The 15,696-nt window shown below is 35.6% G+C and carries 16 protein-coding genes; 1 reads left to right on the forward strand and 15 read right to left on the reverse strand.

All coding sequences use genetic code 11. From position 1 onward, the window contains the following. Positions 1-7 precede the first annotated feature (7 nt). From ABJL82_RS06150 to ABJL82_RS06220, 15 genes are all read right to left on the reverse strand, one after another. The gene (locus tag ABJL82_RS06150; RefSeq protein ID WP_347273851.1) at positions 8-754 is read right to left on the reverse strand and encodes a methyltransferase domain-containing protein; all 747 of its coding nucleotides are present in this window, start codon (positions 752-754) and stop codon (positions 8-10) included. Between the two features lie 4 nt (positions 755-758). Beyond that, on the reverse strand, positions 759-1,796 hold the full coding sequence (locus ABJL82_RS06155) for an NAD-dependent epimerase/dehydratase family protein (protein WP_347273852.1): 1,038 nt from the start codon (positions 1,794-1,796) through the stop codon (positions 759-761). A 73-nt stretch (positions 1,797-1,869) separates the two neighbouring features. Next, complete coding sequence (locus ABJL82_RS06160) at positions 1,870-3,228, reverse strand: radical SAM protein (protein ID WP_347273853.1); 1,359 nt, start codon at positions 3,226-3,228, stop codon at positions 1,870-1,872. A gap of 319 nt (positions 3,229-3,547) precedes the next feature. Beyond that, a complete protein-coding gene (locus tag ABJL82_RS06165) occupies positions 3,548-4,531 on the reverse strand; it encodes a radical SAM protein (protein WP_347273854.1) in 984 nt (327 codons plus the stop codon). 7 nt (positions 4,532-4,538) lie between these two features. After that, positions 4,539-5,303, reverse strand: a complete 765-nt coding sequence (locus ABJL82_RS06170; protein ID WP_347273855.1) for a radical SAM protein — start codon at positions 5,301-5,303, stop codon at positions 4,539-4,541. Further along, entirely contained in the window at positions 5,290-6,129 is an 840-nt protein-coding gene (locus ABJL82_RS06175; RefSeq protein ID WP_347273856.1) for a radical SAM protein, read from the reverse strand. The genes ABJL82_RS06170 and ABJL82_RS06175 overlap by 14 nt, the downstream gene beginning before the upstream one ends. A gap of 42 nt (positions 6,130-6,171) precedes the next feature. Then, positions 6,172-7,215, reverse strand: coding sequence for a radical SAM protein (locus ABJL82_RS06180; protein ID WP_347273857.1), 1,044 nt, complete (start codon positions 7,213-7,215; stop codon positions 6,172-6,174). Beyond that, on the reverse strand, positions 7,212-8,294 hold the full coding sequence (locus tag ABJL82_RS06185; RefSeq protein ID WP_347273858.1) for a radical SAM protein: 1,083 nt from the start codon (positions 8,292-8,294) through the stop codon (positions 7,212-7,214). Before ABJL82_RS06185 ends, ABJL82_RS06180 begins: the two co-directional genes overlap by 4 nt. Further along, positions 8,294-9,016, reverse strand: coding sequence for a glycosyltransferase family 2 protein (locus ABJL82_RS06190; protein WP_347273859.1), 723 nt, complete (start codon positions 9,014-9,016; stop codon positions 8,294-8,296). The genes ABJL82_RS06185 and ABJL82_RS06190 overlap by 1 nt, the downstream gene beginning before the upstream one ends. After that, positions 9,013-10,224 (reverse strand): glycosyltransferase, encoded by a 1,212-nt coding sequence (locus tag ABJL82_RS06195; protein WP_347273860.1) that lies wholly within the window; start codon positions 10,222-10,224, stop codon positions 9,013-9,015. Before ABJL82_RS06195 ends, ABJL82_RS06190 begins: the two co-directional genes overlap by 4 nt. After that, complete coding sequence (locus ABJL82_RS06200; RefSeq protein WP_347273861.1) at positions 10,224-11,213, reverse strand: GDP-mannose 4,6-dehydratase; 990 nt, start codon at positions 11,211-11,213, stop codon at positions 10,224-10,226. The genes ABJL82_RS06195 and ABJL82_RS06200 overlap by 1 nt, the downstream gene beginning before the upstream one ends. Next, a complete protein-coding gene (locus tag ABJL82_RS06205; RefSeq protein ID WP_347273862.1) occupies positions 11,210-12,319 on the reverse strand; it encodes a glycosyltransferase family 1 protein in 1,110 nt (369 codons plus the stop codon). The genes ABJL82_RS06200 and ABJL82_RS06205 overlap by 4 nt, the downstream gene beginning before the upstream one ends. 5 nt (positions 12,320-12,324) lie before the next feature. Then, entirely contained in the window at positions 12,325-13,095 is a 771-nt protein-coding gene (locus ABJL82_RS06210; protein ID WP_347273863.1) for a nucleotidyltransferase family protein, read from the reverse strand. Next, positions 13,049-14,302, reverse strand: a complete 1,254-nt coding sequence (locus tag ABJL82_RS06215) for a glycosyltransferase family 4 protein (protein ID WP_347273864.1) — start codon at positions 14,300-14,302, stop codon at positions 13,049-13,051. Before ABJL82_RS06215 ends, ABJL82_RS06210 begins: the two co-directional genes overlap by 47 nt. After that, positions 14,277-15,470, reverse strand: a complete 1,194-nt coding sequence (locus tag ABJL82_RS06220) for a radical SAM protein (RefSeq protein ID WP_347273865.1) — start codon at positions 15,468-15,470, stop codon at positions 14,277-14,279. Before ABJL82_RS06220 ends, ABJL82_RS06215 begins: the two co-directional genes overlap by 26 nt. A 53-nt stretch (positions 15,471-15,523) precedes the next feature. On the opposite strand from ABJL82_RS06220, the gene ABJL82_RS06225 reads away from it, so the two are divergent. Beyond that, positions 15,524-15,682, forward strand: a complete 159-nt coding sequence (locus ABJL82_RS06225) for a hypothetical protein (RefSeq protein WP_347273866.1) — start codon at positions 15,524-15,526, stop codon at positions 15,680-15,682. Positions 15,683-15,696: the final 14 nt, after the last annotated feature.

Raw genomic sequence — 15,696 nt, forward strand, 5'->3', positions numbered from 1 at the left:
AACTCCTTTATTTAACAGCGAAAATCCGAACCAGGGGGGCATAGCCCCGTTTATAAGATCTTTTGCCAAACATTTTATCTGTCAACAGAGACAGTCCATACCAATGGTATTCATACCTAACATCCTTAAACCCTATGCGTTTTAGCGTTGTTTCAATCACTGGGGAAGGAATCCCGTTCTGGTGAAATTCGGAATAGTTATACATATCTTCTGATAATTGATTAAACTTTGCCATATAATCTCTGCTTGCATCATTTATTTTACGATAAATATTTAGTAACGGTTTAAAACGTCTGAAAAAGAAAGAATCCATATCATGATCTGAATAATAAATTCCACCCTTAGTCAAAACCCGATAAATTTCAGATAAAATTTTTTCATATGAATAGCAATGATGCAAAACTGCAAATGTAACAACACAGTTTAGTTTAGCATCTTTTATCGGAATCATATCTGTATCAGCGGTTACGCTATAAAGAGTTTTGTCTTCTATACTTTTGATAATTTTATGGGAAATATCCACAGCATACCTATGTTTAAAATAATCTTTTGCAATTCTGGATATAAATCCACCGCCACATCCCAGATCCAGGATTGAATTGGCATTCGTGTTATTTAATATTTTTTCAAATTGTATCTCGACATAACGAATTAAACGTTCTGATCTCCGGCCATCAATAGCTTCGTAGGAATGCCCAATAATATCATAGAAATCTTTATTGGCCCTTTTTACTTGCTGCTCTAAATCAATCATGTTTTTAGATTAAATTATTTTCCTTATAGTAATTAAATGCCTTTTGTACTGTTTCTTCAAAATTCTGTGAAGATTTCCAGCCTAATTCTTCTCTCGCCTTTTTTGAGGTAAAATATTTATATCCATAAGTCTCTTTTAAAATTTGGGGTGTCAGCAAATTGATTCCATTTCTGGTAAGAGACAAAAATGGTTCTACACACTTTATTGCTAATAAAACTGGAGAATACGTGAACTGGGGTAACTTAAAACGTACTTCTTTTAAATTTAAAGTTTTTGCGATTCTTTGAAAAAGTATTTTGTATTCCATATTTTCAGTGCAAAAAATATAACGCTCTCCAGCTTTACCTTTTTGTGCTAATAATAGCAAGCCATCTATCAGATCATCTACTGAGACGAAACTTGTTCCGCCCGGTGGGATGAGTCTCATTTTACCCTCATAAATGGATTTTATAATGGTTCCAGAATTTAAATTCCCATCTCCCTGCCCATATACTGTGGCAATATTTGCGATAGAAATATCTAACCCTTTCTGAACATATTTCTGAACCTTTTCTTCCGCTAATTTCTTGGTATATGCATAAACATTATCTTTGGTAATTTCTGGATTAGCGTTCTCGTTAATAACTTTATTTTTATCAGTAGAGAATCCAAGAACTGCACATGCACTTAGATGGACTACTTTTTTTACCCCGGTTTGATTTGCTGCTTCTAAAATATTCCTTGTCCCCTCAACATTAACCTCATAAGCTTGTTGAAAGTCTTTTTTCTTGAATGATATATAAGATGCACAGTGAAAGACGAGGTCACATTTATTCAAAACAGAAGTAAAGCTTGCAGGGTTAAGTATATCTCCCACAACAACCTCTATTCCTTTATCAAAATGCTCACCCGGTTTTCTTATAAGTGCAAATATTTTATTATTATTACTAAGACCCAGTTTGTTGACTAAATTTCTACCCACATAACCAGCAGCGCCTGTGATGAATATATTATTTTTTATATTTTTGTCCACCATTTGTCCCCAAACAAAATAATCACGCATAACTATGCTTATGTGTACTTAGGAACAAAATATCACATACTCTTCATTTTGTTTAGCATCTACAAAATAATAATTACAGATTATTCTTTAAAAATGTAATAACCGCGGACCTAAGACTTTTCATGTTCATGTTTGTTAAAATTTTTAGTGCTCTAATCGGATGTGAGATAAGAAACCCTCTATAAATACCCTTTCTTATTTTCATTAAGTTCCCATTGCTTTTATACGGTAATTTCTCACCATGTGGGTCATATAGATTCCAGTCTGTACTCATGCCACCACTTTCAACAAGCTTATCATGCATCTCTGTGCCTGGGAATGGTATAGCTATGTTGCATTGAAATGCGTCTGCTTCCAGCATATCCAGGACTAAAAGCATATTTCTTTTATACTCATTTTCATCTACATCCTGCCGCGGAAACAACATCGTAAAGGCAACTGTTGATATACCCGCCTCTTTGGTCCTTCGAAATGCATCAACGGTTAGTTCCTTTGTAGTCTTCTTCCCGGTATCTTCTAAGAGATCCTGGTCTTCTACCCCATAAAATATTCTGTTACATCCAGCTTTCTTCATAAGCCTAAGCATCTCTATTGATATAGGACTCACTCTCATGTTGCATGACCAACTTATTTGTAAATTATGACTTAATAATTCATTGCAGAAACTCTCCACCCGTTTTTTGGTGATGTTGAAAGTTGCATCAAGGAAATAGAACTCCCTTATCCCATATCTTTCGTAATCTTCTTTAATTTCAGCAACGATATTTCCCACACTTCTCAACCTGGATTTATTGCCAAAAAATACCGGATAAAGGCAATATGTACAAGAATAATGACAACCCCTGCTGCCAAGTAGTAATGTAAAAGGATTCCCTCGCTTTATATAGGGAGCGTAATACTTATGTAAGGTAAGAAGGTCTAAAGAGGGGAATGGCATGCTGTCCAGATCTTCCCAGTAACAAGGTTCTTTCCTCCTGGAATCGTATGTCAATACTCCTTGAGAGGATCCACCATTCATGTTGTTCTCTATAAGATTTAACACAGCGGCTTCAGGGTCTCCAATTAATATATAATCTACCCCTTTTTCAAAACATTCGTGGGATACTGACTGGGCATGCGTGCCGAAACATATACTCTTTATGTCATCAGGGGTATTTGCAATAATTTCATAATCATAATTTGCACTTGTTGTAGAAATGTTCAAGACAATATATTCGGGTTTGAAAACCTCAAGCTCTTTATGATATTCCTTTAAGGGATCTTTGTAACATCTTAAATCCGCAATTTTAACATCATGGTGTTTCTGCCTGATAGCAGAAGCAATACTTGCAATGTCCACCGGGGGAAGCAGGCTGCCTGCTGATGATGTCTCCTGGCAAACCCATACCTTAACCAGTTCTTTCCGTAATGAAGTAACAAGCAGAAACCTCATGGCAAGTCAGTTACCTCCAAATCTCAACCATTTTACTCTCGCCGAAAACAATCTTTTGATTATTGAAAAGTAAAACTTCCTTTCCCCTCTACTCCTAAAAAAGAATATCTCCATATACTTAAGAATATTTTTATAAAGGTTGAAAAAAAATTCTTTTAAAAGTTGTTTTTTTAATGCGATAATCTCCTTACTTGTCAAGTCTAATAATCTTAAAGGAGGTTTGTTCCCATAATATCCATAGTCATTGTAAGTAGTTATGTTGAGCATCTTGTTTTCTTTTGCATAATCGTGAAGGTCAGTGGATAAACAAGGGTTATTTTCATTTTTCTCTATATCTAATTTTTGAAAGTATTGTTTCCACTCTTGGAATAAATTTGTTTAAAGCAAAATATCTAAAAAATGAACTTCCTATGATTAAAGGCAGGCTCGGTTGATACATATTACAGCCCTTACAAAGAGCTATCTCGTGATACTTACCGGAGATATGCTTTTCTCTCAATCGAATCATTTTTTCTGAATTCCATAATTTTCCCAAAGAATTTTCTTTGATATTCCCAAGCGGGTATACCGCATTCACATCTTGGCAGCATGGCACTACTGTTCCATCCCACTTGATGTGAGGATCGCTCCATAGCCAGTAACAAGGACGTCCATTTAAACTATTTTCGAATTTATCTTTTCCGCTATAGGTAACCTGTCTTATCCTTATCCCATCAACCCCTTTAACTTTCCACATTTTAACAAAGTCGTTTATTTCACTTTCTGTATTCTCCATCTGAATACATTGTACAACTGTGAATATCCTTGTATTGCATGCCGTTTTATTAGCCAAAAAATCATTTATATTATTAGTTACCTTTTCAAAATTCGCCCCTTTTCTTATCTTTTCATACGTCTCTTTAGTCGCCCCGTCAAATGCAAATATTATGTAATCAAGCCCTGAATTTAATATATTTACTATTATATCATTGTTGAGAACTGTCGCATTGGTAGAGATTCCAGTCCTTAAGCCATGCCGCTTTGCGTATGCGATCATTTTGAAAATATTTTTATTTAGAAAAGGCTCTCCGTAATCTTGCAACCATATAAACTCTACTTTCCCCTTTATATCATTTATTATTTTCTTAAAAAGCTTTATATCCATATCCCCTGTTTGTCTTGTCATCTCCTGGCGGGGGCACATAATACAGTCAATATTGCATCTACTTGTAGTCTCTATTCCTATAACAGAAGGATAACTTAGACCTGTATTTTTACTTTTGAATAAATAATATTTCGCCAGTTTAATCCTTTCAACAATCATCGTCCTCTTAAACTCCAAAAAACGCCCTTCTAAGAATCAGATTTTTAAGTGATAGCCATATCAATCTAAAAAAATAACAAATTTTATCTATAGAGTTAACTTTTGGAAGGATTAACCTTTTAAAGCCATTTATACTTAAAAGTTGTCTTAATTTGATTTTCTGGAATTTTCTTGTAATTTCTATACGCATTTTATTAAGTTCTTTAGCAGTGAAGTTTAACGTATCATATTGAGTCTTCTCATAACCACTGGAACTTAGCATATCTTCTTTTAGAAGCCCTTCCTTAATGTAAATAGGATAAAGATCTGAACCTGCCAGTGGCTGACATATCAATAGTTTGACAAAATCAGGAGTACTTTTAAAAATAAACTCGGAGGTTTGTTCAATATCTTCCTTGGTTTCATAGGGAAAACCAATAATAAAGTTTGCGAAAGTGTATATTCCCAAACGATTACATTCGCCAATTATATTTAAAGCCTTATCCAAATTAATTCGTTTTCTAATAAATTTTTGTGTCCTCAAAGAAGCAGTCTCTATAGGAAAACCAACTCTATACATGCCACTCTTTTGCATCATTTCCAACATGCCGGGCTTGATTCCCAAAACCCTTACTCCTTGGGAAACCTGCCAGCTAATTATAATCTTTCTTTCTATTAAGCCCTTACAAATTGAATTAACTCTCTCTGGGTCAACCAGAAAACTGTCATCGTGAAAGTGGATTTCCTTTACACCATAATTTTTTATCAAAAATTCGATTTCATCTATACTCAATCAGACTGAAACCAATGGCTTCGGTTTGATTGAGTATAATCCCAATCTGAGCACAATTAAAAGGGCATGGAAGGTAATGAATGAGCACGTCAGAAACCCGTGATTCCAGTCTGATTGAGTATAGTACCTTTTCAGGAGAACGAGATCTGAACTTCTTGAAATTCTTTGTAGTGCTGCAAAATATACAATTATAGGCGCAACCACGACTTGTTATCATGTGCCCTATGGGAAAGTTCTTACTAAATGCAAAATTGTTTGATTTCTGTTTTAAATAAAGTTCCATCTTTAAAAGATGATAAGCAGGCATAGGGAGTTCATCAAGAACGCCAATTGGTTCCCTAAGCTCATTTTCTACTATAGAACTATCCTCTTTCTTCCACACAATACCTTTAATATTATTCAAAGGTTCCTTATTTGAAACAGCGTTAAGGAGTTCTTCAAACGTATATTCTCCTTCACCGCGAACAACCACATCAACAAAAGGCAATTTTATAATTTTAGGATACTCCATTGTCACATGAGCACCTCCCAAAACAAGCAGAACATCAGGAAATTTGTTCTTTATCAACTTTGATAAGGCTATCGCGTCTTTGTCATATAGTGTAAAGTTGTTTGAGATACCTACTACATTTGGCAGAAAATTTTGAACCTTTTTAATAATATCTTCTTCTGACAAGCCAATGCGCACATTATTTCCCATCTTTTTTCTGATATTAAAACCTTCTATCAGACAATCAACTATTTTTACTGAATGACCTGATTTTTCAAGCATAGCAGCAATATAAGCCAATCCAAGAGGGGGGGAAGGCTCCAAAACTACCTTCAAGATCTTTATCTACTGTAATAAGTGGCGCAAAAAGTAATAACTTCATCGCATTCCACTCTTATAATTCTTTGCAATATTAAATAACACACTAAGATTAAAAGAATACATAAGGTTAAATTCATTCTGACATGGAATATGACATGTATAACAAGGATGGTTGTTAACGTATTTAAACGCCTTTTTTATTCCATGTTCGAGACAATTTAAGGGCTTAATTACGTCAACAAGTGTTGGACAGGGATACACATCTCCATTTACATCAATTATACAAAAGAACTTGCCCGCATTACACTTTATATACTTAAAATCAGGTTTTTCCCCCATGAACTTTTCCTTTTGATAGCCCAATCTCCAGTTAAGCGCATATTCCAGGGATTTTTTCGAAAATAGAACCGGATAACCTTTCTCCTTCAATTCTATTAACCTTTTTAGTATCTGCTTATATTCATCATCTGTGGGCATATCCTGGGGCACGCTTTTCTTTCCATGAACAGTTTGGCTTATCAAAGTACTGAATCCTACTGAAAATCCGAGTTCTTTCCCCTTTTCAAGCACATATTCTATAGAATTCAGATTATTTTTTGTTATAACAGTTGCAACCTGGAAAGGAATATGATTTTCTTTGGCCAATTTTATAGCGCCTATCGCCATGTCATAAGATCCTTTGCCCCTGTTGGCATCATTCGCCTCTCTATTACCATCTAAACTTATACAGAGCAGATCAAGCTTTTTAACATCATTTATTTTTTTGGATACCATATATCCATTGCTTGTCATAACACACTCAATCCCTTTTGCTTTAATATGATCAATAATCTTTCCAATATCCTTTCTTAACAAGGGCTCTCCACCAACAAGATTAATCCTCTTGGTACCAATCTTTTTCAATTCATCTATAATATAGAAAAGATTGTCCGTAGTCAGTTCCTTGTGTGTTCTTTCAGGATAGTTTGCATAACAATAACTGCACTTCAAATTACAACGGTTAGTTACCGATAACTGCACTTGAAATGGTTTGTATTGTCCAGACATCTTTGCTTTTAAGACATCAATGCCAAAACTGATTTTGTTCCAAAATTCACTCATTTAATTACCTTTCGGCTAAACACCACCTTTTCATCAAGAGGAAGATTTTTACTTCCAAAAGTCTTCGAAAGATAAGTATCGATAAATTGTCTATCCTCAGCAACTAAACACTTGTCATGATAATTTCCAAGGTAAATATTCTCTAATGCCCTTTCTCGAATTTTTACAATTGGTTCATCAAGAACATTTCCAAAACTTATATGCATAAAGGGGCAGGCAAGAACATCACCAAAGGGGGTTATATAAAGGATCTCCTTTGCAGCACCACAACCCCAATGAACAAAATTTGCTTCAAAATCTGTCCTTATGTAAGGAGACTTTTTTGTTAATCCTTTTATATACTCCATATCTTCACCGGTAATCAAGATATCTAGATTATCCTGCCATTTCCCCGCAGGAACAGCAAGTATCAAATTGAGAATAATCCCTTTTTTAACTGTCATGTCAATGAGTTTTTGTATTCCTTCTGATCTCAAATTTGAATGCGATACAGTTGTTCCTATGGTAACATTGAATCTTTTTTTAAGCGCTGACTCTATTCCCTGCATTACCTTTGCAAAAGTTCCTTTTACACCGCGGAAGCGATCGTGTTCTTCCGGAATAGCGCTGTCTAAGCTTATTGTTAGTATATCTACACCAGTTTTTTTCAAGCGATCAAGGTTTTCGTCGGTAAGCATTGTTCCATTAGTAGTCACCGATATGATATTTTTCCATGGTTCACATGCAAGAATAATCTTTTCCCAATCCTTGTACAGGAAAAGTTCTCCGCCTTGAAATGAAAAATTTACTGCACCGAGATCCATGCATTCATTTGCTATCCGTTTGTAATCTCGTATAGAGAGCCTTCTTGTATCTTCTTTAGTTTCATCCTGTTCGAGACTTGTCTTAAAGCAGTGATTACATTTGAGGTTACAACGATAATCTATCGCAAAATCAACATATCTCAGCGGTTTCTTTTTTAATACAATAATTCCTAAAAATGTACCTATTAATCTTAAAATCAAGATTGGTTTCTTTAAATTAACTGCATACTTAAAATTAACAATGTTTTTTTTAATATATCGTTTTAAATTTATCATTAATCCATAAACCTGTATTTTATTAATGTGTATATAGCTGGGATTGCATCCCGCCATGTGATTTTTTTGCCCTCTTCATAAGTTCTCCCATAATAAGCAATGGGAACTTCAACAATACGAAGATATTTTTTTTTAAATATCTTTGCGGTTAACTCCGGTTCCACATTAAATCGATTCGATTTTATTTCAATATTTTCCAATGCCTTTTTTGTAAATATTTTATATCCTGTTTCCATATCAGAAAGCATCGTGTTATAAAGGATATTTGTTATCCACGTGAGTATTTTATTACCAAAATAGTGCCAGAACATAAAGACCCTGTGAACACCCAGGAATCTTGAACCGTAAACAACGTCTGCATAACCTTTTATGATAGGCTCAATTAAGGTGGGATATTGTTCTGGGGGATACTCTAAATCAGCATCCTGAATAATAACAACATCTCCAGTTGTTTGTTTTAAGCCGGTTCTTAACGCGGCACCTTTCCCCATGTTCTTTTCATGCAGGAAAAATTTTATAAGATTATTTTGATCAGTCTGATGCTTAATTATTTCCAGTATTAATTCTCTTGTATCGTCTGTTGAACCATCATCGACGACGATTATCTCTTTGGTCAACGAAAGGTCTGTCAGACATACCCTTTTTATTAAACTTGTGATAGTATTCCTTTCGTTATACACAGGTATGATAATGGATATTTTTGATATAGAAATGTTAATCATTGCACCTTAGAATAATTACTTGTTTGTGTGTAAAATGGATAGCTAATACCAGCTATGAAAAGGATTAAGTTGACTAATAAAAATATGGCTAGATTTGACCGTCTTTTATATCTTAAATCAATAAAATACGTGCGTCTCCTTTCAACGAGCAGATGACATACTAAGAAGGATAAGAAAAGAAATATTAATGCACCTATAACAAAATAAAAACCTATGCCAAGTTCGAAAGAACCCGTGGCAAAATCCATTTCATCAACCAAAAGGATAATTGTTGACAGAAAATAGGCAATTAATAACCAAGGCATAAATATTATTTGTAGTAACTTGCTTAAGAAAATTAATTTCCATCTGTTTCTCATCCTTGGGAGCATATAAATAAATCTCAACTGCTCAATGATAAATGCATTCGCTTTCCTAAACTTATGACTTAATAATTCTGCAAAAGTAGAAGGTGTTCTTTCTTCATACGCAGTTGCATCCTTTAAATATATGCTCCGTTTTCCTATTGTATTGGCCAAATAAGCAACATATATATCATCTGCAACACAATCTTCTGGAAATGACGACAAAAGTTGTCTTCTATACGCATAGCAAGGTGCTATAACGATAGATGCTGAATAAACTTCGCTCTCCAGTACCCGGAAGTTATTTTGGTTTTCCCAGTATTGTTTTTCGATATCAAGGCTAGTATTGGGCAGAATATACGCTCCCACAACATAAACATCTGGGTCTTCAAACTCCTTAACTAATTTTTCGACTGTATCCTTTTGTAATACTGTGTCCATATCGGTATTTATTATAAGATCTGACTGCGTGTTTTGTAGTATACAATTTATTTGCTGGATTTTACCTTTGCAGCCTGTCTGGATGACTTTCATATAAGGAATATCTTTGATTTTTGCTTCTATCTTTTCAACAGTTTGGTCTTTTGAATTACCGTCAGCAAAAACAATCTCAAGTTTATCTTTTGGATAATCAATTTCTGTTAAATTACCAACTTTTTTATCCACCCAAGATTCCTCGTTATGACAAGGAATTATGATAGTTATAAAAGGATAATTATCAATTTTCTTTATTCTTCCATTTGCTTTCGTAAATATGGAAAAAAAAAGGAGTAATAATAAGTATCCGAAAAAACCCCACCAAATTAATACTACTATCATCAAATACATGAATAAAAATATTGAATATGATAAAATATTATCCATTATCTATGATTATCTAACTCCAATTTAACATACTGGACTTCATCCTTTATAAGCTTGTTCATTAGTTGATCAAAACTCATGTCATAATTCCAACCTAATTTTCCTTTAGCCTCCGAATTATCTCCGTATATTATTTCAAGGTCTACAGGCCTATAAAGATTTTTATCTATCGTTACAAATTTCTCTAATTCTAGGTCTAATTTTTCAAAAATCTTTTGAACAAATTCTTCCAAACTATGTGCCTTCCCAGAGCAGATAATATAATCCTTAGGAGATTCCTGTTGTAACATCAACCACATTGCTTCAACATATTTCGGAGCATAACCCCAGTCCCTATTAATCTTCAGATTTCCCAAACTTAATTTTTCAGCCTCCCCCATACTTATCTTAACAGCCGTATTAAGAATCTTTTTTGTAACAAAATTATTGCCTCTTAAAATCGACTCGTGATTAAAAAGAATACCGCATGCCGAAAATATACCATAAGCCTCTCTATAGTTTACCGCTATCCAATGTGCTGCAGCTTTAGAAATTCCATAAGGACTTACAGGATGAAAAACAAAATTTTCAGTCACGGGGAGATTTTCTTTTCTGACATTTCCAAACATTTCACTGCTTGAAGCCTGATAAAATTTTATCTTTGGATTAACTATTTTTATTGCTTCTAAAATATTTGCAACACTAACTATATTAAATTCTAAGGTTCCTATTGGTTGTTCAAAAGATAAACTTACAGAGCTTTGTGCTGCTAGATTATAAAATTCATCGGGTTTGTTTTTGTCCAGGATTCTGATTATGTTTGATAAATCTAAAAGATTAGCTTCTATAAGTACGATCTTATCATAAACGCCAAGATATTTTAGGTTTTTAACATTCACTACCGATGCATTTCTTACAATACCAATAACATTATAATTTTTATTTAGTAAAAAACTTGATAAATATGCTCCGTCTTGACCCGTTATGCCCGTTATAATTGCCGTTTTCATAGTATACTTTTATATAGCATCTTTGTTTGATTTGCTGTTTTTTCCCAGGAAAAATTTTTTAACCTTTCGTATCCTTTATATTTTAATTTACACCTCAAATCATGATCATATATTACCTTCTTAACTGTACTTAAAATTGATATTTTATCGGTTGGGTCAAAGTATTCCGCTGCATCACCTGCAACCTCAGGAAGTGAACTTACATTACTGGTTACAACAGGACACCCACAAGAGAAAGCTTCTAAAATAGGAATCCCGAAGCCTTCATATAAAGATGGAAATATGAAAGCTAATGCATTTTTATAAAGCTGCGCAAGTATATTGTCATCAAATGAGCATTGATTTAGTTTCTTTATAACTCCTGACTTTTCTAAATTCGCTGTTTCTGATGGAGTAAATTTGCCCCCACCTGCACAAATTAGGTAAAGATTTTTGTCGTCTTTTAATAATGGTGAAATTGACTCTATAAATGTATCAAAATTTTTATATACCCTTCTGTTGCCTACAAAGAGTAAATATCTTTGAGGCAATTCACTACTTATTCCCGTCTCTTCTTTCATGGCATCGACACAAAGTGAATTGCCAAGATAAATGACTTCTATCTTATTCTCTTTAATGCCAAACAATTCTATTATATCATTTTTTGTATTTTCTGAGATTGCTATTATCTTCGTAGCTTTTGAAGCTAATAATTTTTTATGCACACTTGTTTTATCTCTTGGAGAGAAAATTTGAGGAAATAGTTCGTAAACCATATCGTATATGGTTAGCACAAAAGGCTTATCTCCTATGTACTTTAAAAAGTAAGGATTATAATATGTTGGATGAAAAATATCAAAACCTTTCTTGCAGAGGAATTTTTTCTCAAGGTGTTTATTTATAAAATTGAGAAGCCTGATTTTGCCTCTAAAACTTTTTGCTTCCAAAAAAGGTTTACACGTTAAAAAGCCAGTTTTTCTTACATAATGATTATTTGAATACAGAAGTGGCAAATCAAAATGAATGTCTTCTTGTTTATTAAACACATTCATGAGTTCGTAGAAATATCTTGAGATTCCTCCATAATCTTGAAAAACAAATATTTGGTGGTCATACAAAATTTTCATAAATTTTAACTTCTTCCACAAACTTTCTTGTCTTTAAATATTTCCAGCGCACGTTTATAATCATCCGGGAAAGTTACATTGAGATACTCTCCGGTGAACGGAAAGGCGCTTAAAATCTTTCCGTCATCTATCATGTTCTGGAGCACATCGGTAATTTCAACCTCGTTTCTCAATGACGAGGGTGAGGTTTTAATGATGTAATCGAACACACTACGGTCAAGAAAGTAATACCCCATTCCACAAAGGTTGTTGGGAAGCAATTTTGGTTTTTCCACAACTCGAAAGATTTTTCCTTCTGAAATTTCTACTGAATAGCTGCGCCGGATGTCGTCGGGGCAATTTGTCTCATAAACACCTACTCCAGTTTCGAAGGTGGGGGGTAATTGAAAACTTCCCTTGCAAAGGCAATCGCCCAGAACGACAATAAATTGGTCACGAACCAACTTTTCAACACAAAGAAGTCCGTTTGCAATGCCTCGCAACTCATCCGGTTCGGCGAAAGACGCATGAATTGAAAGCGAAGAAACGTATTGGATAATTTCTTCTTTTTTATATTTTACAACAAATATAAAATGGGAGACAAAGGCAGACCAATAATCGATAATGTATTGAAGAATTGGTCGTTCATAAACCGTAATCATTGCCTTCTGTTTCTCAATGGTCAGAGGATAAGCCCTGCTTCCCTTTCCTCCGCAGAGGATAACACAACTGGTCCTGGAAGGGTTCATGCTAACGCCGTTTGTCCCCACAAAATGCCATTCGGTAAATTTCGTCAAAGCCGTCAAGTATCCTCGACTCATCAAAAATGGCTTCCGCCACCTGCCGGGCGTTATTTCCCATCGCCAAACGTTTCGTTTCAGAAGAAAGCAAACTGTCCATTGCGTGCGCAAATCCATTCACGTCATTTCGCTCTACAAGAATGCCGGCGTGTCCATCGGAAATGAACTCCGGTATGCCTCCCACCTTTGAAGCAATGACCGGTTTAGCCGCATACATGGCCTCGCATAAAACCACGGGTGACATGTTTTCCCATTGTTCAGGGATAATCAAACAGTCACATCCTTTCAGAAAAGCAATAAATTCATTCCGTTTCAATCGATCAAAAAATATGACGCGTTCTTGTAAACCAAGTGCGTTGATCCTTGCCCGAATCTGAGCTTCATAGGATTCATTTGCCTTAAATTTCGCTACAACAAGACGGGCAGCAGGGTGCTTTGAAGCAATTTTCCCGAAGGCGTCAACTGCAATGTGCAGTCCCTTTTTTGTATCCATCCAGCCTGAAAATAATATAGTAGAAGACGGAAATTGAAAAGGAGGAATAGCATCAATGCGTTCGTACTCAACAATCTGGGGAAGAATCCTGATCCTGCATTCTGATATCCCGCTTTTTTGGAGGATATCCCCGGATGAACGTGAAAGTACATGAAACAGAGAAATTTGCCTGAGAGAGGTATGAAGAATCCTTCTTCGCCAGTGATGGTAGGCTTGTTTCACCCTGCTTTCCGGTTTACCATAGCAATCTGCACACATACGTCCTTCCATTGCAATACAAAACTCCCCCGATCTATCAAGCGAAACTTTTGGACACATAATCCAGTAATCATAAATAGACATAACCATGTGTCTCCGGGTTAAAAGATTTGCAACTATCGCCGGAAAGAAAAGGTACTTACAATTGTGGATATGAATAATGGAATTTGCCGGAAGCCGGGAAAACAATTTACATAATTCCAGACAGGCTATTGGGTCAAAGTGGATAAGATTGGCAAGCATCTGTCCGACTTTCGTTACCGATGAGGCGCTTTTGATAAAAAATGCATCCTGATAAATTTCTGGTGCTGAAGGGAAAAGGCAAATTATAAAATGTCTCCCTGGTGCATGTTTCTGAAGCGCAGAGATATATTTTGCCGTAAGTTGTTCGGCTCCACCCCAAACAGAATGGCTATAAGGGAGGGTGTCAGTTAGATGATAAACTCTTGGCATAAACCATTCTCATAATAGTGAGAAACTGTTTTGGAAGAAGACGGGGTCTGTATTTAATAAGAAAGATTAATCTGCACGTATACTTTAAAATTACCGGGAGTGACGATTCCCTGATCCCAATCCATTTGGCCCAACGCAACATCTGGTCTGGTTGTGAAGACGAATGGTTATCAAGAGATGTCTCTGAAGAGGCTTTGTTAAAAATTGCATCTATTTGTATGCCTTTATCGAACGGAACATATACGCTAAGATGGGCATTAATTCCATGTTTCAGTATAAAACACAAGCTCTCGATATCATCCGCCATGGTAGTTCCCGGTAAACCGAAGATAAAAAATCCATTTATAGAATCAAAACGTGGCTTGGCAATTGAGACAGCCTTCTCGATCTGGGCAATAGTTTCTCCTTTCTGTGCCATTCCCAAAATTCTATCAGAAGCAGTTTCGACACCAAAACTAAGATATCGGCACCCGGAAGCCCGTATCGCATCAGCGATTTCCTCATCAAACAAATCCGCGCGAAGCCCGTTCGAACAAATCCATTCCAGGTTAAGCGGTTTGGTCTTTGCAGCAAATTCCAAGACACGTCCTTTTTTAAGATTAAAACAGTCGTCCATGATGCAAAATTTTTTAATGTTCCATTTCACTTGGGCCTGTCGCAATTCGTCAATGCAATTATCTACCGATCTGGTTTTATAAACCCTGCAACGACTCATACAATAGGTACATTTAAACGGACAGCCAATGCTTGTCATAAGGGGGTAATACCACTCACCTGATTGCCATTTTGCCAGAAAAATCTGAAAAGAATCAAGCAATGAATAATCAGGAAACGGAAGATTATCTGAAAAAGGGATATCAATACTCAAGGTCTTACCGAACGTAATAAACGGGTAACAGCACTGGATATCCAGAATACCCTTGAGGGTCCTAACGCTAGCAGCCGGTTGTTTTAAGAATATATCTTCCTTTATCTTCTGTGCATGGCCGTAATTTCTTGATTGAACAGACAAAACATAGTCGTTTTCCTTTTCATCGTGAAAGCGGTTGCCTGGATCGGGCATCGTATTAAGATCAACCACCCTGCCGCGGTATAATGTAGCAGCGTAGGCAACGGCAAGGTTAGGAATGTCTTTGTTGGTACGACTATCCGGATTAATGAAAATCACCCTTTGTTCTCCCAGAGTTTTAGTTCTTCAGGATCCTCGTGATACGGAGAAACATGGAACGCAGGACAGAACTGACACTGAACCGGTACAACATTATTGTGAACTTTCTTACGGAACCAGGCATAACGGGGAGAACACCATATTTGCTTAAAAGGAGTTTGAAAAATATTTCCCATGGCATATTTACGCTGGAACTCGCGACGACAGTTTAATACAAACCCCCTCT

It is taken from the genome of Candidatus Kuenenia sp. (assembly GCF_039794105.1).
In the GTDB taxonomy this organism is placed as follows: Bacteria; Planctomycetota; Brocadiia; order Brocadiales; family Brocadiaceae; genus Kuenenia.

Coding starts and splice junctions, on each gene's coding strand:
- ABJL82_RS06160 (WP_347273853.1), bottom strand. CDS start 3,228: ATGAGGTTTCTGCTTGTTACTTCATTACGGAAAGAACTGGTTAAGGTA.
- ABJL82_RS06150 (WP_347273851.1), bottom strand. CDS start 754: ATGATTGATTTAGAGCAGCAAGTAAAAAGGGCCAATAAAGATTTCTAT.
- ABJL82_RS06195 (WP_347273860.1), bottom strand. CDS start 10,224: ATGGATAATATTTTATCATATTCAATATTTTTATTCATGTATTTGATG.
- ABJL82_RS06165 (WP_347273854.1), bottom strand. CDS start 4,531: ATGATTGTTGAAAGGATTAAACTGGCGAAATATTATTTATTCAAAAGT.
- ABJL82_RS06215 (WP_347273864.1), bottom strand. CDS start 14,302: ATGCCAAGAGTTTATCATCTAACTGACACCCTCCCTTATAGCCATTCT.
- ABJL82_RS06185 (WP_347273858.1), bottom strand. CDS start 8,294: ATGATAAATTTAAAACGATATATTAAAAAAAACATTGTTAATTTTAAG.
- ABJL82_RS06190 (WP_347273859.1), bottom strand. CDS start 9,016: ATGATTAACATTTCTATATCAAAAATATCCATTATCATACCTGTGTAT.
- ABJL82_RS06180 (WP_347273857.1), bottom strand. CDS start 7,215: ATGAGTGAATTTTGGAACAAAATCAGTTTTGGCATTGATGTCTTAAAA.
- ABJL82_RS06155 (WP_347273852.1), bottom strand. CDS start 1,796: ATGCGTGATTATTTTGTTTGGGGACAAATGGTGGACAAAAATATAAAA.
- ABJL82_RS06200 (WP_347273861.1), bottom strand. CDS start 11,213: ATGAAAACGGCAATTATAACGGGCATAACGGGTCAAGACGGAGCATAT.
- ABJL82_RS06225 (WP_347273866.1), top strand. CDS start 15,524: ATGGAACGCAGGACAGAACTGACACTGAACCGGTACAACATTATTGTG.
- ABJL82_RS06205 (WP_347273862.1), bottom strand. CDS start 12,319: ATGAAAATTTTGTATGACCACCAAATATTTGTTTTTCAAGATTATGGA.